Annotated in this window: 19 protein-coding genes; 11 read left to right on the forward strand and 8 right to left on the reverse strand. The window is 62.1% G+C overall.

The window, feature by feature from the left end:
* Positions 1-82: 82 nt before the first annotated feature.
* The 5 genes from B5F94_RS13250 to B5F94_RS13270 form a co-directional block, all read right to left on the reverse strand.
* Positions 83-727, reverse strand: coding sequence for a DUF5044 domain-containing protein (locus B5F94_RS13250; protein ID WP_087330741.1), 645 nt, complete (start codon positions 725-727; stop codon positions 83-85).
* Between the two features lies 1 nt (position 728).
* Positions 729-1,631 carry a hypothetical protein gene (locus B5F94_RS13255; RefSeq protein WP_242965684.1) on the reverse strand — a complete coding sequence of 301 codons (903 nt, stop codon included), beginning with the start codon at positions 1,629-1,631 and terminating at the stop codon, positions 729-731.
* The gene (locus B5F94_RS13260; protein ID WP_087269425.1) at positions 1,568-1,912 is read right to left on the reverse strand and encodes a PadR family transcriptional regulator; all 345 of its coding nucleotides are present in this window, start codon (positions 1,910-1,912) and stop codon (positions 1,568-1,570) included. The genes B5F94_RS13255 and B5F94_RS13260 overlap by 64 nt, the downstream gene beginning before the upstream one ends.
* A gap of 85 nt (positions 1,913-1,997) precedes the next feature.
* Positions 1,998-2,954 carry a D-2-hydroxyacid dehydrogenase gene (locus B5F94_RS13265; RefSeq protein ID WP_087330745.1) on the reverse strand — a complete coding sequence of 319 codons (957 nt, stop codon included), beginning with the start codon at positions 2,952-2,954 and terminating at the stop codon, positions 1,998-2,000.
* Positions 2,955-3,022: 68 nt separating this feature from the next.
* Complete coding sequence (locus B5F94_RS13270) at positions 3,023-6,451, reverse strand: pyruvate carboxylase (protein WP_087330747.1); 3,429 nt, start codon at positions 6,449-6,451, stop codon at positions 3,023-3,025.
* A 431-nt stretch (positions 6,452-6,882) separates the two neighbouring features.
* On the opposite strand from B5F94_RS13270, the gene recG reads away from it, so the two are divergent.
* Entirely contained in the window at positions 6,883-8,970 is a 2,088-nt protein-coding gene (gene recG / locus B5F94_RS13275) for an ATP-dependent DNA helicase RecG (protein ID WP_087330749.1), read from the forward strand.
* Between the two features lie 23 nt (positions 8,971-8,993).
* Positions 8,994-9,380 carry a C-GCAxxG-C-C family protein gene (locus tag B5F94_RS13280; RefSeq protein ID WP_087330751.1) on the forward strand — a complete coding sequence of 129 codons (387 nt, stop codon included), beginning with the start codon at positions 8,994-8,996 and terminating at the stop codon, positions 9,378-9,380.
* A 51-nt stretch (positions 9,381-9,431) separates the two neighbouring features.
* Here the strand turns inward: B5F94_RS13280 and B5F94_RS13285 are convergent, their stop codons facing one another.
* The 3 genes from B5F94_RS13285 to B5F94_RS13295 all read right to left on the reverse strand — a co-directional run bounded on the left by B5F94_RS13285 (position 9,432) and on the right by B5F94_RS13295 (position 13,291).
* Entirely contained in the window at positions 9,432-10,805 is a 1,374-nt protein-coding gene (locus B5F94_RS13285) for a DUF4179 domain-containing protein (protein WP_087330753.1), read from the reverse strand.
* Positions 10,806-10,808: 3 nt separating this feature from the next.
* A complete protein-coding gene (locus B5F94_RS13290) occupies positions 10,809-11,273 on the reverse strand; it encodes a sigma-70 family RNA polymerase sigma factor (protein WP_087330755.1) in 465 nt (154 codons plus the stop codon).
* Between the two features lie 107 nt (positions 11,274-11,380).
* A complete protein-coding gene (locus B5F94_RS13295) occupies positions 11,381-13,291 on the reverse strand; it encodes an FUSC family protein (RefSeq protein ID WP_087330757.1) in 1,911 nt (636 codons plus the stop codon).
* Positions 13,292-13,456: 165 nt separating this feature from the next.
* Between B5F94_RS13295 and mutY the strand changes: the two genes are divergently transcribed.
* The 9 genes from mutY (at position 13,457) to era (ending at position 20,291) form a co-directional block, all read left to right on the forward strand.
* Positions 13,457-14,527, forward strand: a complete 1,071-nt coding sequence (mutY, locus tag B5F94_RS13300) for an A/G-specific adenine glycosylase (RefSeq protein WP_087330759.1) — start codon at positions 13,457-13,459, stop codon at positions 14,525-14,527.
* Positions 14,497-15,072 (forward strand): thymidine kinase, encoded by a 576-nt coding sequence (locus tag B5F94_RS13305; RefSeq protein ID WP_087330761.1) that lies wholly within the window; start codon positions 14,497-14,499, stop codon positions 15,070-15,072. The genes mutY and B5F94_RS13305 overlap by 31 nt, the downstream gene beginning before the upstream one ends.
* 30 nt (positions 15,073-15,102) lie before the next feature.
* Positions 15,103-15,975, forward strand: a complete 873-nt coding sequence (locus B5F94_RS13310) for a 4Fe-4S cluster-binding domain-containing protein (protein WP_087330763.1) — start codon at positions 15,103-15,105, stop codon at positions 15,973-15,975.
* Positions 15,976-16,076: 101 nt separating this feature from the next.
* Positions 16,077-16,358 (forward strand): YabP/YqfC family sporulation protein, encoded by a 282-nt coding sequence (locus B5F94_RS13315; RefSeq protein WP_087188098.1) that lies wholly within the window; start codon positions 16,077-16,079, stop codon positions 16,356-16,358.
* Between the two features lie 16 nt (positions 16,359-16,374).
* Positions 16,375-17,604 (forward strand): sporulation protein YqfD, encoded by a 1,230-nt coding sequence (locus tag B5F94_RS13320; RefSeq protein ID WP_087330765.1) that lies wholly within the window; start codon positions 16,375-16,377, stop codon positions 17,602-17,604.
* Positions 17,601-18,581: a PhoH family protein gene (locus tag B5F94_RS13325; protein ID WP_087330767.1), complete on the forward strand. Its 981-nt coding sequence runs from the start codon at positions 17,601-17,603 to the stop codon at positions 18,579-18,581. The genes B5F94_RS13320 and B5F94_RS13325 overlap by 4 nt, the downstream gene beginning before the upstream one ends.
* The gene (gene ybeY, locus B5F94_RS13330) at positions 18,578-19,072 is read left to right on the forward strand and encodes an rRNA maturation RNase YbeY (RefSeq protein WP_087330769.1); all 495 of its coding nucleotides are present in this window, start codon (positions 18,578-18,580) and stop codon (positions 19,070-19,072) included. Before B5F94_RS13325 ends, ybeY begins: the two co-directional genes overlap by 4 nt.
* Positions 19,073-19,074: 2 nt before the next feature.
* A complete protein-coding gene (locus B5F94_RS13335; protein ID WP_087330771.1) occupies positions 19,075-19,326 on the forward strand; it encodes a hypothetical protein in 252 nt (83 codons plus the stop codon).
* Positions 19,327-19,394: 68 nt separating this feature from the next.
* The gene (gene era / locus B5F94_RS13340) at positions 19,395-20,291 is read left to right on the forward strand and encodes a GTPase Era (protein WP_087330773.1); all 897 of its coding nucleotides are present in this window, start codon (positions 19,395-19,397) and stop codon (positions 20,289-20,291) included.
* The last annotated feature ends 107 nt before the right edge of the window (positions 20,292-20,398 follow it).

Consider the following 20,398-nt stretch of genomic DNA (forward strand, 5'->3'; position numbering starts at 1 on the left):
GATGGCGTCGTGGTCGGGAGAGAAGCGGACAAAGGCACACACCTGTCTGCAAAATGTCTCGCAGCGATTGGAGGCCATACACTCACCTCAATTCATAATGGGTGGCCCAGGATTCCGGTATAGGGGATTGGTAGCGCAAGGCTCCGGCGGCGTCGTAACCCTTGACCTGGAGATCCTCCGGAAAGACAAAGCCGGGGCCTGACGTATAGGGAATCAGGAAGCAGTTCTCCGTGCTCTGGGTCTGGCTGGCGGAGAGCAGGGTGTAGCCTTGTTTTGTTTCGGCAGAAATAGGGAACGTGATCTCCACCTGAGTGATCTCTGGATCATTGGAGATTACCAGCACAGCTCCGCTGTTCCAGTCGCTGACCACCAGAGGTACCAGAGGCAGGTCCGGATCGTTCTCCACAGCGTCCAGGCCGCCGGTCTGCCAGAACAGGCCGTAGTGGTTGACGCCGCACCAGGCGTACCAGTCCCCGTGGCGGAGAATGTAGTAGCGGTCGTACTGGCCGATCTTGACTTTGTTGGCCTCCCGGGAATAGTCCAGGGTAGTGATGACCTCCCCGGGGCCGAAGAAATAGCGGTCCTGGGTGGCCTCCAGGGCCTGTTCGGCGGTGAGGATGGGAAAGTCCAGCCGGAGTATCAGCACCACCAGGACTACTGCCAGCAGCAGTGCGTCCCGGAAGATGCGGCGCTTCCGCTGGGCGGGGGTGACGGAGGGTCTGGCCATGTCAGTCCCCTCCTTTCAGCGGCAGGGTCAGAGAGATGGCGTTCTCTCCGAAGCGGTCAAAGTGGAGGGTGATGGAGGTTGCCTCCGGATCAATACCCCCCACCCATAGATCATAGTAGGAGGCGAAGGGATAGACGGCGGATGGATTGCCGGAGGAATCCCCGGCGGAGGTGGGCAGCTGGTACAGCACCTGCTCACCTCTGGAGGGGTAGCGGTTGCCCAGATCGTCCTCCGCCCACAGCCACTCCCGGAATTCCGGCCCCCGCTGCCAGGGGTTGGAGTGGGTCACCTTCAGCAGATAGCTCAGATGCAGGGCCTCGTCACGGTATACGCTGGTCTCCGAGTGTGTGACAACCGCCCGCTGGATGGAGAAGGTGTAGCCCTCATACTGCCAGACAGCGCCGGGGGTGAAATCAGCCACCACGTCGTACTCGTCGTAATGCTCCAAAAGATAGCCCATCCCCACGCCGTCGTAACTGGGGGGCGCGATCAGGTTAGTGACCGTCTCTTTTGCCTGGGGTAGGGCGAAGAGCAGGACAAGGAGGGCCAGAGTCCACACCACCCGGCGGAACCAGATCTGAAACCAGCCCAACAGGGGATGATGGATCTGATCCAGCCAGCGGCCCAGTTCTTCCGGGTCTCCCATGGCCCGGACGGCCCTGGACTCGGCGTCCCACAGGGTCATGTTTGGATAGGCCTCCAGCAGGGTGTCCCGGTGCTCCTCCATGTGGCCGGTCAGCTCTGCGGAAATGGCGTCGTGGTCGGGAGAGAACCGGACGAAGGAACATACCTGACCGCAGAATTGGTTTATGGTGAGCCGGGAACCGCCGGGGGCGTCCATCAGGCCATGGCCGGGGCGGACCCGGCCAGCACCGCGTTCACCGCCTGGGAGAAGGTGGTCCACTCCTTCTTCTTCTCATCCAGCAGCCGAAAGCCCTTTTTTGTGATGTGGTAATACTTGCGGGTGCGGCCGGTGGGGGCCTCCTTCTCGTAGGACTGGACCGCCCCCTCCTTCTCCAGGGTGTGGAGAATGGGGTAGAGGGTGCCCTCCTTCATGGAGAAGGTGTTGTCGCTCTTGGCCTCCAGCTCGGCGATCATCTGGTAGCCGTACTTGTCCTCTCCGGACAGGAGAGAGAGTACCAGCAGGGTGGTGCTGCCAGACAGCAGGGATTTATCCGCTTTCATGGGAAACCTCCTTTCAGATCAAAAACAATACCTCGAGTTTCTAGGTATATTATACCTAGAAACTCGAGGTATGTCAACAGAGGTTTTATTTCATGCGGCTGCGAAGGGGCCGGCCAGACAAAAAGCGGTCCAGATTGTCCAAAAACAGGGCCTGAAGCTGATCCAGGGTGACCTGCATATGGTTGTAGCCTCCGGCGGTGTGGGGGGTGATGAGGGCCCGGGGAGCGCTCCAGAGAGGGTGATCCGGAGGGAGGGGCTCCGGGTCGGTGACATCCAGTCCCGCCCCCAGCAGATGCTCCTGGGACAGGACTTCCGCCAGGGCGGCACAGTCGATGGCAGAGCCCCGGCCGGCGTTGAGCAGCACGGCATCGGACTTCATCAGCAGCAGACGGCGACGGTCCATGAGTCCGGCGGTATCCCCGTTGTGGGGGAGGACCAGGGCCACCACATCGGCCTGGGGAAGCAGGCAGTCGATGGCGGACAGGGGGAAAGTCTGGTCGAAGTCCTCCACGGAAGCGTCGGAGCGGTGGAGGCCCATGACGGTTTTGGCCCCGAAAGCCCGGCACAGACGGGCAAAGTGGCGGCCAATGTCGCCGGTACCCCCCACCAGAACGGTCTGCCCCCGCGGGGAGTGGACGTGGCCTAAATCGGCCCAGGTGCGGGTGTTTTGCTGATCCCGGTAGGCGGGCAGCCTCTTGTAGATGGCCAGCAGCATGGCCAGCAGATGCTCGGAGACGGCGGGGCCGTAGGCTCCGGCGGCGCAGGTGAGCACCACCCCCTCGGGCAGGACGCCGGGGACCAGATAGGGGTCCACACCAGCGTTCCAGCTCTGGACCCATTTCAGCCGGGGGAAGGTTTTGAGATCTGCCGGGGGAACGAAACCCATAAGGATGGTGGTGCGTTCCCGCCAGTCCTGGGGGATGGCTGCCGCCCCCCGGCGGTCACTGGTGGGGAGAAAGAGGTGCTCCTCGTTGGGAGCGGCGGTACGGAAGCGGTCCTGATCTTCCGGGGTGAGGGGGAGCAGGTGGAGAATGGTTTCCATAGGATAAGCCTCCAGATATGGATAATGTAGAAAAGAGGGCTGGTTGGAAAACCAGCCCTCTTAAGCAATTACTTAATGGTAATGAGCAGCTCGCCGGCCTTGACGGAGCCGCCTTCCTTGATGAGTACCTCGTCCACGGTACCCGCCATGCGGGCCACCACGGAGGTCTCCATCTTCATGGCCTCAATGACGGCCAGGACCTGGTTCTCCTCCACCTTGTCGCCGGGTTTGACGTTTACCTTGGACACCATGCCGGGGATAGAGGCGCCCACCTGGCTCTTGTCGGAGGGATCGGCCAGATTGACCTTGCGGGCCTGGGCGGTGGCGCTCTTGTCGGGCACGGCCACCTCGCGGCGCATACCATTGAGCTCGAACTGCACGTTGCGGGTGCCGTCCTCGTTCAGGTCGCCCAGACCCATATACTTGATGACCAGGGTCTTGCCGTCCTCGATGTTGATCTTGTTGGTCTCGCCCAGGGCCATGCCGTTGAAGAACACATGGCTGCCCATGCGCATGATATAGCCGTACTCCTGACGGTGGCGGTAGAAGTCCTCCACCACCTTGGGATAGAGGCACCAGGAGATAACGTTGTGGTCGGAGGCGTCGGGATAGAACTTGCGGACCTCTTCCCGGGCCTTCTCAAAGTCGATGGGCTCCAGCAGCTCGCCGGGGCGGCAGGTGATGGGCTTCTCGCCCTTGAGGACCACCTTCTGCAGATCCTCGGGGAAGCCCCAGGCGGGCTGACCCATCATGCCCTTGAAGTAGCTGACCACGGAGTCGGGGAAGGTGAGGGCCTCGCCCCGCTCCACGATATTTTCGGGAGTCAGGTCGTTCTGCACCATGAAGATGGCCAGGTCGCCCACCATCTTGGAGGAGGGAGTCACCTTCACGATGTCGCCCAGCATATGGTTGACGGTCTTGTACATCTCCTTGACCGCCTCGAACTGGTGGCCCAGACCAATGCTCTCCACCTGGCTCTTCAGGTTGGTGTACTGGCCGCCAGGCATCTCGTAGCGGTAGATGTCGGTGGAGGGGTTCTTGATGCCCGCCTCAAACTTGCTGTAGCGCAGGCGCACGTCGGCCCAGTAGTCGGACAGCTTCTGCAGCTTGTCGCTGTCCAGGCCGGTGTCCCGCTCCTGGCCATGGAGGGCGGCCACCACCGCGTTCATGGAGGGCTGGCTGGTCATGGAGGACATGGAGTCGATGGCGCAGTCCACGATGTCCACGCCGGCCTCGGCGGCCATCAGATAGGCGGCCACCTGGTTGCCGGAGGTGTCATGAGTGTGCAGGTGGATGGGCAGGCCGATCTCCTGCTTCAGGGTGGACACCAGCTTCTTGGCGGCGTAGGGCTTCAGCAGGCCGGACATATCCTTGATGCACAGCAGATGGGCCCCCCGCTTCTCCAGCTCCTTGGCCATATTCACATAGTATTGCAGGGTGTACTTATCCCGCTTGGGATCCAGGATGTCGCCGGTGTAGCAGATGGTGGCCTCGCACAGCTTGCCCTGCTTGAGCACCTCGTCCATGGCCACTTCCATGCCGGGGATCCAGTTCAGGGAGTCGAAGATACGGAACACATCGATACCGCCGATGCAGGCCTCCTTGATAAAGGCGCGGATCAGGTTATCGGGGTAGTTGGTGTAGCCAACGGCGTTGGCGCCACGCAGCAGCATCTGGAAGGGAATGTTGGGGATCTTCTCCCGCAGCAGCCGCAGCCGCTCCCAGGGAGACTCGTGGAGGAACCGGTAGGCCACGTCGAAGGTGGCGCCGCCCCACATCTCCAGGGAGAAGCAGTCGTTGAGGATCTCGGCGGTGCCCTCGGAGGCCTTCAGCATATCCCGGGTACGCACCCGGGTGGACAGCAGGGACTGATGGGCGTCCCGCATGGTGGTGTCGGTGATGAGCAGCTTCTTCTGGTCCAGCACCCAGTCCCGCACCGCCTCGGGGCCCTTGCTGTCCAGCAGCTGCTTCAGGCCGGTACACTTGGGCGGGGTGTTCTCGTAGGGCGGGAAACGGGGAATGTCATGCTGAGGACGCTCGGCAGAGGGGGAGTCCACCTGGATCTGGGCGATATATTTGAGGATCTTGGTGGCGCGGTCCCGTCCGGTGTCGATATCGAAGAGCTCGGGGGTCTCATCGATGAACTTGGTATGGCACTGGCCGGCCCGGAAGGTGGGGTGGGCCAGGATGTTGGTGACGAAGGGGATGTTGGTCTTGACGCCGCGGACGTGTTCCTCGCTGATGGCGCGCATGGCCTTGCGGCACACGCCCTCGAAGGTGTTGTCCCAGGAGGTGACCTTTACCAGCAGAGAGTCATAGTAGGGAGAGATCTCAGCGCCGGTGTAGGCGTTGCCGCCGTCCAGACGGACGCCGAAGCCGCCGCCGGAGCGGTAGGCGGTGATCTTGCCGGTGTCGGGGGCGAAGTTGTTGGCCGGGTCCTCGGTGGTCACCCGGCACTGAAGGGCATAGCCGTTCATATGGACGGCATCCTGAGAGGGGATGCCGATCTCCGGGGTAGACAGGGGGTGACCCTCGGCAATGAGGATCTGGGCCCGCACCAGGTCCACACCGGTGACCATCTCGGTGACGGTGTGCTCCACCTGGATACGGGGGTTCATCTCGATGAAATAGTGGTTGCCCTCTTTATCTACCAGGAACTCCACGGTGCCGGCGGAGACATAGCCCACGTGCTTGGCCACCTTGACGGCATCCTCATACAGCTTCTGGCGGGTAGCTTCGGGCACGCTGAAGGCGGGGGCGAACTCCACCACCTTCTGATAGCGGCGCTGCAGGGAGCAGTCGCGCTCACCCAGGTGTACCACATTGCCGTGCTTGTCGCCCAGGATCTGTACCTCGATGTGCTTGGGCTCCACCAGGTACTTCTCAATGAAGATGTCCTCGTTGCCGAAGGCCTTCTTGGCCTCGCTCTTCACCAGATTGAAGGCAGGGATGACCTCCTCCGGCTTGTCGCAGCGGCGCATACCGCGGCCGCCGCCGCCGCCGGCTGCCTTCAGAATGATGGGGAAACCGTAGGAGATGGCCTTCTCCAGGGCCTCTTCTCCGCTTTTCAGGGGTTCAGAGGAGCCGGGGATGGTGGGCACGTTGCAGGCCTTGGCGATGGCCTTGGCCGTCAGCTTGTCGCCCATCTGGGCCAGAATCTTGGAGGAGGGGCCGATGAAGGTGATGCCGGCATCCTCGCAGGCCTTGGCAAAGTCGGCATTCTCACTCAGGAAGCCGTAGCCGGGGTGGATGGCGTCCACGTTGCGGCGCTTGGCCAGGTCAATGATGGAGGGGATGTCCAGATAGGCCCCCAGGGGGGACTTGTTTTCGCCGATGAGATAGGCCTCGTCCGCCTTGGTGCGGAAAAGGGCGAAGGTGTCCTCGTTGGAATACATGGCCACCGTGTGCAGGCCCAGATCGTAGCAGGCCCGGAATACCCGGATGGCGATTTCGCCCCGGTTTGCCACCAGGACCTTGTTGAACTTACATTCCGCCATGCTGTCCGTCCTTTCTAACAAAAATCTCTTACTGTGCAAGCAATCCCCGGTCACTCCTTCGTGCCCGGGGCTGAGGGCCCGGTCCTTTCCGGGCATATTCCCTATGATATTATACCAGTAGTGACATTATATCTTATACGCTAAAGTATTTGCAATCATTTTTCTTTAAAATTGCAAATCTTGGCGGGAACTACAGGAATCTTCCCGGCCGCTTGTCGGGAAATAGGAAATATGCTACACTCAGTTTGTCGAAAAGCGGTTTCGACAAACTGAGTGCCTTTTTAAAACTTCTGAGAAGTTTTAAAAAGTTTTGACTGGATGCGAAAGGACACCCTGATGGTTTCCTTTCACACTATCTTTCCTTCCGAAAATGGAAGCCTGGAAACTTTTTATGCAAAAATGGTATAGAATGATGCAAAAGAGGTGAGATCATGTCGCTGACATTAAAGACCGGCGTGGAGGCCCTGCCTGGGGTGGGACCAGCCCGGGCCAAAGCTCTGGCCCGTCTGGGGCTGACTACCGTGGGTGATTTGCTGGGCTACTATCCCCGGGACTATGAGGACCGGCGGAAGAGCGCCTCCATTGCCTCGGCGCCGGCGGATGTGCCGGTATGCCTCACTCTGATGGTGGCCGAGCCGCCTCGGCTCTCCCGTATCCGAAAGGGACTGGAGCTGGTGAAGGTGCGCCTGGTGGACGACACCGGCAGCCTCACCGCCACCTTTTTCAACCAGGCCTATTTGAAGGATGCCCTGCGGACGGGGGAAACTTACGTCTGTTTCGGCAAGGTGGAAGGTGAGGGCGCCCGGCGGCAGATGACCAACCCGGTGTGCGAGCGGGTGGATCGGGTGCGCTTCACCGGCCGCATTTTGCCGGTATATTCCCTGACCCACGGGGTGTCCAACAACCTGCTGGCGGGGCTCACCCTCCGGTGTGTGGAGGAGTGTGCCGCCCAGGTGGAGGAGAGTCTGCCCCAGGAGCTGCGGCAGGCCCACCAGCTGGCCGAGGCCGAGTTTGCCGTCCGCAATGTCCACTTCCCTGCCGATGAGGATGCCCTGGCGGTGGCCCGACGGCGGCTCATTTTCGAGGAGCTGTTCTATCTCACCTGCGGCATGGCTCTGCTGCGTACCCGCCGGGACAAGGCGGCAGGGCTGCCCTTTGAACAGTTCCCAGAGGAGGATTTTCTAAATCTGCTCCCCTTCTCTCTCACCGGGGCGCAGCGGCGGGTGATTGGGGAGATGACTGCGGATCTCACCTCCGGCGCTCCCATGAACCGGCTGGTCCAGGGCGACGTGGGTTCGGGTAAGACCATGCTGGCAGCCTACGGGGCCTGGCTGGCGGCAAAAAACGGGTACCAGTGTGCCCTGATGGCTCCCACCGAGCTGTTAGCCGAGCAGCACTATCGCTCCCTGGCCCCTTTGCTGGAGCAGGCCGGGTTGCGGGTGGGGCTGCTCACCGGCGCGGTGAAGGGTAAGGCCCGCAAGACGGTGTATGCCGCCCTGGAGAGCGGCGAGCTGGATCTGGCCATCGGCACCCACGCTCTTTTGAGCGAGGGAGTGACCTTTGCAAAGCTGGGGCTGGTGGTCACCGACGAGCAGCACCGCTTTGGCGTAGGCCAGCGGGCAGCCCTGGCGGCCAAGGCTAACGGCACGCCCCACGTGCTGGTCATGTCGGCCACCCCCATTCCCCGCACCCTGGCCCTCATCATCTACGGCGATCTGGATGTGTCGGTGGTGGATGAATTGCCCCCCGGTCGCTCCCCGGTGGAGACCTATGTGGTGGGGGAGGACAAGCGGCAGCGGATGTACAATTTTGTCCGCAAGCTGGTGGGAGAGGGCCGTCAGGTCTATATGGTCTGCCCTGCTGTAGAGGAAGGAGAGGCTGACGGAGAGGAGCCGGGTCCCGGCGGCCCGGCGGCTGACCTGAAGGCCGCCGTTACCTATGCCCAGACCCTCCAGACCCAGGTCTTTCCCGACCTGCGGGTGGGCCTGGTCCACGGCAAGATGAAGAGCAAGGAGAAGGACGCGGTTATGACCGCTTTTGCCGCCGGGAAACTGGATGTGCTGGTATCCACCACCGTCATCGAGGTGGGGGTGGACGTGCCTAACGCCGCCCTGATGATCGTGGAGAACGCCGACCGCTTCGGCCTTTCCCAGCTCCACCAGCTGCGGGGCCGGGTGGGCCGTGGCAAGCACCAGTCCTACTGCGTGCTGGTGACCTCCACCCGCAGCCAGGACAGCCGGGAGCGGCTGAGGGTCTTGTCAAAAACCAACGATGGGTTTAAAATCGCGGAGGAGGATCTGCGCCTCCGTGGCCCCGGCGACTTTTTCGGCTCCCGGCAGCACGGCCTGCCTCAGCTGGGTATTGCCGATCTGGCGGGGGATATGCGGGTGCTGAAGGAGGCACAGACTGCCGCCGAGGAACTGCTCCGCTCCGACCCCGGCCTGACTCTGCCGGAGCACGCCGGACTGCTGGGGCGGGTGAAACGTCTTTTTGCCGAGCAGGGGGACGTATTTAACTAAGAGAAAAGGACAGAAACTGTTTTATGGATCGTATGGAAGAGACCAAGGGCCTGCGGGCCCGAACCGATATCCACTTCAACTGCTGCCAGTCGGTGCTGGTGCCCTTTGCCGACCAGTGCGGACTGACCAAGGAGGCGGCCTACCAGCTGGGCGCCCACTTCGGAGCGGGCATGAAGCACGGCGCCACCTGCGGCGCGGTGACCGGGGCCCTGATGGCACTGGGTATGGCGGGGGCCGACAGCAACGCCGCCCTGGACCTGATGCGCCGGTTCCGGGAGCACAATCAGGCTCTGGACTGTACTACTCTGCTACAGCTGGCCGCAGAGCGGGGCGAAGAGCGCAAGTGCCACTGCGACCGGATGGTGTATGAGGCGGTGGAACTGCTGGAGGAGCAGCTGGAGCGGAAGTAAGCGTGAAAAAGGGGCCCGGCCTGTCAAACAGGCCGGGCCCCTTTTTGCGGTTCAGTTCAGAGTGAGCGTGATGGGAGTGTCCAAAGTGGAGGTGTGGTAATCCAGGATCTCCAGTTCTACCTGGTCAAAGGGATAATCTTTCAGGGGAACGGACTCTTCAAAGATGCCCTCCAGCTCCGTCCCGTCCTCATCTCTGGCGATGGTGTGGGATGCCATACTGAAGTGGTGCTCGCTTCCGTCGGGAGCGCGGTAGATGGGGCCTACCACCTGGCGGAACACCATGCCGTCTGCCAGGGTGGGGGCCCGGAAGGTGAGGGTGGGGATGTCGTCGATTTCCTCAATTCGAGCCAGAGTGATGCCGTCGGGCAGAGGATCAGTCCGGCCAGTGGTCAGATCTACCGTGACCCAGTGTTCCTCCTTGTCCTGCCAGATGGCTCCTTCGATGTGAAGGGTCAGGTGCTGGGCATTCTCAAAATAGCTGCTCTCAAAGCGGTAGGAGGTGACCCGGGGGGTGCCGCCATCGCCGTGGGCGATCAGCCCCTGAGGCCGGTCATAGCGCACGCCCTTGTCGTCCTCCAGCCAGCAGGTCAGGCTGTTGATTTGAACGGTGTTGGCCTCGTCCTCCTGGATGTCCACCCGGACGTGGGTGGGGTAGATCTCCAGCCCCACTACTTTCAGCTGTTGGCCGTCCAGGGTAAAGGGTTGGTCCAGGGTGATCTGACTGCCCTGGCTGGTAAAGTTGGGGTCGAACTGCAGGGTGAAGGAGAAAATGGCCACCGCATCGGGATCAGCGGGCGGATCGTTCCACAGGCCGGAATCTTCCGACGGAACAGCAGCTTCGGTGTCGTCCGCCGCCCACACCTTATAGTCCAGGATCAGGGTATCGGGTACGTCCTCCTCCTGAAAGTCGATGGAGATCCGTCGCAGCTCCTTCGGATCGCTGGGGGTCTGGGGGAAGGAGAGGCTGGCATGGGCTTGCTGGCCGTCGGCCATTCGGATATCCCCGGAGCCGTCCAGCTGGGAATAGCGGTCACTGCTCAGGGAGAAGAAGACATTGACCTGCTTCTGGTCCACAATGAGATATTCCACCTTCATGGTCACGTCGCCGTCGGTCTGGCTCTGCACCACCCGCTGGACATATTCGTGCTCAATGGCGGCCTTCAGGCTGGGAGAAAAGGCCACGGCGGCGGTAAGCTCCTTCAGGATGGGGATGTTGGAGCAGGCCAGGGCGAAGGGAGTTACCAGGTTGACCAGCAGCACAAAGACGGCAAACATGGCGGCCACACTGCCGGCGGGGGCAGCGATCCAGCGGCTCAGCCGGCGCCGCCGGCATCTGGCTCTGGCCCGGGGCAGGGCGGACTCCAGCCCGGAGGGCGTCTGCTCCAGCTCATCCAGGAGCAGACGGTATTCTTCCATACGGTCCATGGTTCAAGCCTCCTCGCTTAATTCCAGTTTCAGCAGGGACAGGGCTTTGCGCTGCCGGGTGGAGACGGTGCCGGTTGGGATTTCCAGGGCCTCCGCTGTCTCCGCCAGGGTGAGACCCTGGAAGTAGCGCAGGATGATGACTGCCCGCAAATCCCGAGGCAGGCGGCGGATGGCCTCCTTCAGCGGCAGATTGTCATAGGTCTCCGCTGCGGTCTCGGGCAGCTCCTCCACCGCCAGCTCCCGCTTGCGGCGTCGGAGCTCGGCGTTGCAGGCGTTGATGAGAATGCGGGTGAGCCAGGTATTGAAGTGTTCCGGCTGGCGCAGCCGCTTATAATGCAGCAGCCCCAGATAGATGGCCTCGTCTACCGCGTCCAGGGCATAGGCCTCGCTGCCCAGATAGAGATAGGCGGTGCGGTACAGTCTGGCCTTAAGTGCCTCGGTACGGGTCGCAAATTCCTGTTCGGTCAAGGGTGGCGCCCCCCTTTCTGCCTATTAGAGTATTTGGCGGGCCCTTTTCATTGCGTGGTGCGAAAAAATCAGCCGCGCCGCAAATTGTTTCTGCGGCGCGGCTGTTGTTATGCGTTTGCCAGGGTCTGGGCGTTTTCCATATAACGGCGGACCACATAGCACAGTTCCCCTTGGGGCAGCGTCTCCACCGGGACGCCGTTCAGATCGGTGAGGGGACAGATCCGGGCGCCAAGGGCAGCGGCTACGCTGTCCAGGGCGGTCTGCTCCTCCGGAGTGACGGCCCCTGACTGGATGAGGCCTTCTGTCTGCTCCAGCTCGGAGAACATATTCCACAGGATTACCAGCCGTTTCCGGCGGTATTCGGCCTCCTCGGGGGCCTGATGGTCGGTGTACTGGGCAGCTTCATGATAGACCATATGGAACTGGGAGAGCAGCTCGCTGAACAGGGCGGGGTCCACCGGTTGGCGGAGGCTGCGGCGGATGACCTCCCAGTAGTAGGCCTGGAGCCGGTAGAGCTCCTGGAAGTTCCGGCGGAACTGGGGTTCCTTCCGGTTGGGCAGCAGAAAGGTGTTGACCACCAGCACCAGCGCCACTGCCATACCCAGATACATGAGCCGCAGGCCGATGGCTTCGGTCTCCTGTACCGTTAAAGTGGCCATGGTGAGAGCAAAGGAGGTGGAGAAAATGGGATGGACCCAGGTGCCTGGGGTACAGCAGTACATCAGGGAGATCATAATGAGGGAGAACACAAAGATACCTGGTAGGCCGGGCAGCCAGGGATACACCAGATGGACAATGACACAGCCGATGGCTGTGCCCACGGGGCGGGTGACCATCCGGTGGGCGCTCTCCTCATAGCTGGGCTGGAGGAGCAGGAAGGCATGGAGAGGGAACCAGTAGGTGTGCTCAAACTCCCACAGGAAGCTGACGGTGGTGCTGATGGTCATAACCACCGCAAGACGCAGAGCGAAGCGAAACTCAAACCGGGCGGGGGAGAACCGCTGGCACAGGCTGCTCCAGGCCGCCCGCCAGGGCACCTTGCGGAAAAAGGGGTCGTGCTGGGCGTGGAAGGATTCCCGGCACAGGAGCAGCAGGGTGTGGAGTACGCTGCGGTAGAAGATGCGCAGGCGGCCCTGGGGCAGATTAGTATCGTCGAGCAGGGCCTGAATGCGGGCGGCCAGCCGCTGCCGGGCGGCGGGCTCCCAGGCGCTTTGCAGCTGCCGCACCACCTCTGCCAGGGTGTGCATGGTATGGGGGAAAGCCGGGGTGTTCTTGGCGTCCTGCCAGGAGGGACCGTCGGTGACCAGATAGGAGGCCCGCTGAAACAGCAGGGCCAGCAGATGATAGCACCGCTTCTGCCGGTCAGGCAGGTGGAGCAGGTGCCGCCGGTCATAGCCCTTCCGGTGGAAGCTGCGGGCCAGGTCGTAGAGTTCCTTGCCGGCGGCCTTGTCGTTGCCGCCGTCAGCCAGTCCGTCCAATAGATCGGCCAGCCGCAGCAGGCTGGCGGAAATCTGACCCGCCGGGTCACTGGTGATGTGGGTTACCTTGGCGTTGATGAGCAGAGCGATCACCAGCAGCACGCAGCAGAGGCCTACCGCCTCCAGCTGAATGGGCAGCTGCTCCAGCGTGGGTGGACGCAGCTCCAGAAAGACGAAGGTCATGGCGTAGCCCATGTGTCCCTTGGGGGTGAACTGGCTGCACTTCCAGAACACCAGGAAGAAGGGTACGGCGAAATTCAGGATGGCGCACAGCCACACATTGAGGGCGGCGGCAAAGGCCAGCAGGCACAGCAGCAGGGACATGAGGCACATGGCCGCGTAGTCCTCCAGCCGGTTGGCCTCCTTCCGGCGGAGCTGAAACAGGGTGGTGGAGCAGGAGACCACCATGGCGTAGGTGCTGCCGAAGATCCAAGTTACCAGCAGGAACTGGACCACATAGAACAAAATGGTGGAAAAGGCCCCCTTCCACCGGCGCCAGAACAGCGCCGGAAAGCCCCTGATGCCGGAACCCGCGGCCACAACAGATACCCCCAGTCGAGATTGATTGCTTATCTAACATTATAGAGGTAACCTGTCGGTAAGCGCAAGGGGGCGAAGAAAATTTTGTAGAACGGTGGGAATTGAAAAAGGAGGGCGGCCATTATATAATGAGCGGGATAACGATCAGACTTTGGAGGTATGCCTTTGGAACCCCTGGAACTGCTTCCCATCCCGCTGCTGCAATGGTATCGGGAAAATGCCCGGGTGCTGCCCTGGCGCAGCGACCCCACTCCCTACCATGTATGGATCAGCGAGATCATGCTCCAGCAGACCCGGGTGGCGGCGGTGCTGGACTACTACCGACGCTTTCTGGCGGAACTGCCCACTGTGGCGGATCTGGCGGCGGTGGAGGAGGATCGGCTCATGAAGCTGTGGCAGGGGCTGGGCTATTACAACCGGGCCCGCAACCTGCAAAAGGCGGCCCGCCAGATCATGGAGGACCACGGCGGCGTCTTTCCCGACACCTATGAGGCCATCCACGCCCTGTCTGGTATCGGCGACTACACCGCCGGGGCCATCTCCTCCATCGCCTTCGGCATTCCCGAACCGGCGGTGGACGGCAATGTGCTGCGAGTGGTGGCCCGCATCACCGGGGACGACGGGGATATTATGAAGCCGGACACCAAGGCCCGGATGGGAGCGGCTCTGAAACGGGTGATGCCGGTGGATGCCCCCGGGGACTTTAACCAGGCCCTGATGGAGCTGGGGGCCACCGTGTGCCTGCCCAACGGCGCCCCCCTGTGCGATCAGTGCCCGGCCAGAGACTTCTGTGTGGCCCGTTTGACGGAGCGCACCGGGGAACTGCCGGTAAAGGCGGCCAAAAAGGCCCGGCGGGTGGAGGAGCGGACGGTGTTCCTCATCTTCCGGGATGGGGCGGTGGCCCTCCGGCGGCGGAAGAGCCGGGGCCTGCTGGCAGGACTGTGGGAGTACCCCAACGAGCTGTCCCCCGCACCCTGCCCGGTGGAGGCAAGTTCTCTGGAGCAGGGACCTTCCGGCAAGCATATCTTTACCCATATTGAGTGGCATATGAAGGCCGTGCTGGTCCAGACGGCCGGCGATACCCTGCCTGAGGGCTGGGTGTGGGCCACTCTGGAGGAACTGGACCGGGACTACGCCGTGCCCAACGCCTTTCAGGCCTTCAAGCCTGCGGTGGAGGGGCGGCTTAAAGGAGAAGGAGAGGAACCATGGCAAAGCTGTATTTCCGGTATGGAGTGATGGGCTCCAGCAAGACCGCCAACGCCCTGATGGTGCGCTACAACTATGAGGAGCGGGGCCAGGATGCCCTGCTGGTGAAGCCTGCCATCGATCAGCGGGACGGGGCCCGGTTCGTGGCCTCCCGGGCGGGCCTGAGCCACGACTGCATCTATTTTTCTGACCTGATGGAGATGACCCCCCGGGAGCTGAAGCCCTACGCCTGCATTATCGTGGATGAGGCCCAGTTCCTCAGCCGGGATGAGGTGCGCTACCTCACCGACCTGGTGGACGACTGGAATATCCCGGTGATTTGCTACGGCCTGCGGGCCGACTTCAAGGGGGACCTGTTCCCCGGCTCGGCGGAGCTGCTGGCCAGCGCCGACGTGATCGAGGAGGTCAAGACCATCTGCTGGTGCGGCAAGAAGGCCCTGTGCAACGCCCGCTTCGACGAGCAAGGCAATGTGCTCAAGGAGGGCGAGCAGGTGGTGCTGGGGGCCAACGACCGGTACATCGGCCTGTGCCGCAAGCACTGGAAAGAGGGCAACCTGGGCCCCAAGCAAAAGTAAGTCCCAGGAAAGCGGAAAGGAACCATTGAAATGATCTGTAATCTCTGCCCCCGGAAGTGCGGGGCGGTGCGTACGGCCGACCGGGGTGAGGGCCGCTGCCGGATGCCAGAAGCCCCGGTGGTGGCCCGGGCGGCTCTCCATATGTGGGAGGAACCCCCCATCTCCGGTACAAAGGGCTCGGGCACCGTGTTTTTCTCCGGCTGCTCCCTGGGGTGTGTGTTCTGCCAGAATGAGCAGATCAGCCACCGGGACTTCGGAAAACCCATCACGGTGGACCGGCTGCGGGCCATCTTCTTTGAACTCATTGATCAGGGGGCCCACAACATCAATCTGGTGAACCCCACCCACTACGCCCATGTGGTGCGCTCGGCGCTGGCCGAGCCTCTGCCGGTGCCAGTGGTGTGGAACTCCGGCGGCTACGACCGGGTGGAGACCCTGAAAGCTCTGGAGGGCAAGGTCCAGATCTACCTGCCCGACTATAAATACCGCACCGGCAACTATGCCGGACGCTACTCCGATGCCCCGGACTATCCCCAGGCGGCGGAGGCGGCCATCCTGGAGATGTTCCGCCAAACCGGTCCTGTCCGCTGTGAGGACGGCCTGTTGAAACAGGGCGTGGTCATCCGCCACCTGCTGCTGCCCGGCAAGCTGGCCGAGGCCAAGCGGGTGATGGACTGGGTGGCGGAGCATTTTGAGCCGGGAGAGGTACTCTTCTCCCTTATGAGCCAGTACATTCCCTGGGGCCGTGCGGCGAATTATCCGGAGATCAACCGCCGGGTGCGCCCCTCGGAGGTGCGGGCGGCGGAGGCCTACATGGCGGATCTGGGACTGGAGGGCTTTGCCCAGGGGGCGGAGGCCGCCCAGGCGGAGTATATCCCGCCCTTTGACCTGACCGGCGTATAAAAACTGCATATCCCATTCTGGGGCGGGCCGCTGGCCCGCCCTTTTCCTGTCAAATGGGACAACCACCCCGCATAAGCATAGGTCGGAGGGGGGTGGAGGCCATGGAACGAGACCGAAAACGGCCCGGTCTGCTGGAAAAGACGGCAGAGGTGCTGGACCTGCCCGGGGACGTGGTGGCCGGCCTGCCCAGGGTGGAGCTCACCGGCAGCCGGGAGCTGAGGATGGAAAACCACAAGGGCATCCTGGCCTATGGCAGCCAGGAGATCCATATCTCCGGCGGCAAGCTGGTCATCAAGGTGCGGGGCAGCAATCTGGAACTGAAATCCATGAACGCCAGCCAGCTGCTCATCACCGGCGAGATCGACGGGGTGGATCTGACCTGAAAAAGGAGGTGGAAGGATGCTGCTGCGGCTGGTGAACGCCCTGCGGGGGAGTGTGCGTCTGGAGGTGGAGGGAGCCTTTCCAGAGCGGTTCCTCAACCTGTGCGCTCAGCGGGGCATTTTGTTCTGGAATGTGGAGTGGATGGAGGCCACCCGTCTGCGGCTCACCGTCACCCGCCGGGGCAGCCGCCAGGCCGCCGCCCTGGGGGAACGGACGCTGTGTATCGTCACTCCCGCCGGGCGGAAGGGGATGCCCTACTTTCTGGCCCGATTCAAAAAACGCTATGCCTTCTGGGTGGGGATGGGCCTGTCCATGGCGGCGGTGTGCGTTCTGTCCTCCTTTGTGCTCACCATCGAGGTAAAGGGTAACACCAATGTGCCCACCGCCCAGATTCTCACCGAACTGAGGCGGCAGGGGTTGGGTATCGGTACCTTCGGCCCCGGTTTGGATGAGCGGACGGTGGGCAACAAGGTGCTGCTCCAGCTGCCCCAGCTGTCCTGGCTGTCCATCAATCTGTACGGCACCCGGGCGGAAGTGCTGGTGCGGGAGGCGGTGGAGGCGCCCGAACTGGTGGACGCCCAGGAGTATGGCAGTGTGGTGGCCCGGGCCTCCGGCATTGTAACCCGTGTGGAGGCTCTCACTGGCGAGGCGGTGGTGAAGGTGGGGGATACGGTGCTGGAGGGGGAGACTCTCATCTCGGGCACTGTCCACCTGGAAGGCCCGGCCTACAGCGATAAGCCGGAGATCGGGCAGATACAGGTGCGGGCTTCCGGTCGGGTGTACGCCCGGACCTGGCGCACCATGGCGGCCCAGCTGCCCCTGGAGGCTCAGGTGAAGCGGTACACCGGGGAGGAGGCCAACCGGTGGTCGGTCACCGCTCTGGGCCTCCGGACCGATTTTTTTGGAAAGGGTGGAATTTCTTTTGACAGGTATGATAAAATAAGCCATACCTGGACCCTGACCCTGCCCGGCGGCGAGGAGATGCCCCTGGCCGTCCAGCGGGAGACCTGCCGGGCCTATGAACTGGAGACGCTGGCCGTGGAGCCGGACGCGGCGGAGGCCATGCTGAAAGAGCGCCTGCTGGAGGCGCTGGAAGAGGCGGTGGGGGAGGGAGAGATCGTCAGCACGGAGTTTGCCGTGGAGACGGAGAACGGGATGCTGACCGTGACCCTTCAGGCAGAGTGCCGGGAAGAGATCGGGCGGTTCGTGCCTGATCCCATCACACAAGAAAACGAGGCCGATCCATGATAGAACAGACCATCAATATCGAGCGGATGGAGGACGTGGTAGACGTCTTTGGATCCTTTGACGAGAATATCAAACTGGTGGAGCATGAACTGAATGTGACGGTGGTGAGCCGGGACAACCAGCTGAAGGTGTCCGGCGAGGCGGAAAACGTGATGCACGCCGTCAAGGCCATTGAGGGCCTGCTGGGCCTGGCCGGGCGGAAGGAGACCATCACCGAACAGAACGTGCGCTACATCATCAATCTGGTAAAGGCGGGCAATGAGTCCCACATCAACGACATCGCCCGGGACGTCCTGTGCGTCACCGCCAAGGGAAAGCCCATCAAGGCCAAAACCCTGGGCCAGAAGCGGTATGTGGATGCCATCAAGAAAAATACCATTACCTTGGGCATCGGCCCGGCGGGCACCGGCAAGACCTATCTGGCGGTGGCCGCCGCCGTGGCCGCCTTCCGGGACAAGCAGGTCAACCGCATCATCCTGACCCGGCCCGCCGTGGAGGCGGGCGAGCGGCTGGGCTTCCTGCCCGGCGATTTGCAGAGCAAGGTAGATCCCTACCTGCGGCCCCTGTACGACGCCCTCTTTGAGATGCTGGGGCCCGAGACCTACCAGAAGTACCTGGAGCGGGGCAACATCGAGGTGGCTCCCCTGGCCTATATGAGAGGCCGCACCCTGGATGACTCCTTCATTATCCTGGACGAGGCCCAGAACACCAGCCGGGAGCAGATGAAGATGTTTTTGACCCGCCTGGGCTTCGGTTCCAAGATCGTCATCACCGGCGACATCACCCAAATCGACCTGCCCCGCGACACTGTGTCCGGCCTGAAGGAGGCCATGCGGGTGCTGGACGGGGTGGAGGATATCGCCATCTGCCGCCTGAACGAGTCCGACGTGGTGCGTCACGTCATTGTCCAGCGGATCATCAAGGCCTATGAGGCCGACGAGAACCGCCGGGCCAAAAAGGAGGGCCGGAAGGCATGAACCACGAGATCATCATTGAGACCGAGGTGGACGGGGCGGAGGAGTATGCCGACCTGCTGCGGCAGGTGATCCCCGCCGCTCTGGACGCCCAGGGGGTGGATGTGCCCTGCGAGGTGGACGTGCTGTTTACCAATGACGAGGGCATCCGCCAAATCAACCTGGAACAGCGGGAGGTGGACAGGCCCACCGACGTACTCTCCTTCCCCATGTTCGACCTCCAGCCCGGAGAACATCCCGCCGGGGAGGACGCCGACCCCGGCAGCAATCTGGTGCCTCTGGGGGATATGGTGATCTCCCTGGAGCGAGCAAAGGCCCAGGGGGAGGAGTACGGCCATGGCACCCGCCGGGAGATGGCCTATCTGGCCGTCCACTCGGTGCTCCACCTGCTGGGGTACGACCACATGGACGAGGGCCCCATGAAGGCCCAGATGCGGGCGCGTGAGGAGGCCATTCTGGAGCAACTGGGGATTACCAGAGACCAGGAGGGGTGACAATGCGGTTGGCATATATCATCGGCGGAGGATTTATCTCCATCGGCCTCTGTTATCTCATCCTCATGGTGCTGAGCGGCCTGGGCGGGGGGAACGGCCTGATTGAACTGGTGATGATGTTCCTCCTCATGGCCCTGCCGGGCATCGTTGTGGGTACGGCTGCGGCCGAGCGGGAAAAGCTTGCGAAAGAGCACTCCGAGCTGAAAGAGGAGCTCTCCGCCATTCGCGCCCTGCTGGAGAAGCAGGACAAATAGTAAAATATGCGGTCTGTGAAAAAAGACCGTATATGAATAAAATTGCTCAAGAAAGTTGAGGATCACCTATGGAAATTAAAAAATCTGGAATGATCAGCCTTGTGGGCCGGCCCAACGTGGGCAAGTCCACCCTGACCAACGCCCTGGTGGGCGAAAAAATTGCCATTGTCTCCAATAAGCCCCAGACCACCCGCAACCGCATCAGCGCCGTGGTCAACCGGGGAGAGTGCCAGTACGTTTTCCTGGACACTCCCGGCCTCCATAAGGCCCGTACCCGGCTGGGCGACTATATGGTGAAGGTAGTCAAGGAGAGCGTGGCCGATGTGGACGCCATCCTGCTGCTGGTGGAGCCCATTCCCCACATCGGCGGCCCTGAGGCCGAGCTCATCGCCCGCATCAAGCAGCTGGGGGTACCCTCCATCCTGGTCATCAACAAGATGGACACGGTAGAGAAGGAGGCCCTGCTGGCCGTCATGCAGACCTACGGCCAGGCCCACGACTTCAACGCCATCCTGCCCATCTCCGCCAAGCAGAACGAGGGCGTAAACGAGCTGCTGGACCTGCTGGCAGAGTTCCTGCCTGAAGGCCCCCAGCTCTTCCCTGACGACATGGTCACCGACCAGCCCGAGCGGCAGGTGTGCGCCGAGATCATCCGGGAGAAGCTGCTGCTCTGCCTGGACAAGGAGATCCCCCACGGCACCGCCGTGGAGATCACCCGCTTCTCCGAGCGGGACAACGAGATCATCGACCTGGACGCCACCATCTACTGTGAGAAGGCCAGCCACAAGGGCATTATCATCGGCAAGGGCGGTGCCATGCTCAAGAAGATCTCCACCCTGGCCCGCACCGACATCGAGGCCTTTATGGGCACCAAGGTGTTCCTCCAGACCTGGGTGAAGGTCAAGGAGGGATGGCGGGACAACCTGAATCTCATCCATAATTTCGGCTACCGGTGTGATAATTGATTGAAAAACGCGCCGTCTGTCGCACCAATCCTGGCACGGCAGACACACGCCGTCACATAGTATTTTTTAGGGTCCTGGAGCAATCCGGGGCCCTCTTTTTATGCTTT

The organism is Flavonifractor sp. An4, from assembly GCF_002161755.1.
Taxonomy (GTDB): domain Bacteria; phylum Bacillota; class Clostridia; order Oscillospirales; family Oscillospiraceae; genus Flavonifractor; species Flavonifractor avicola.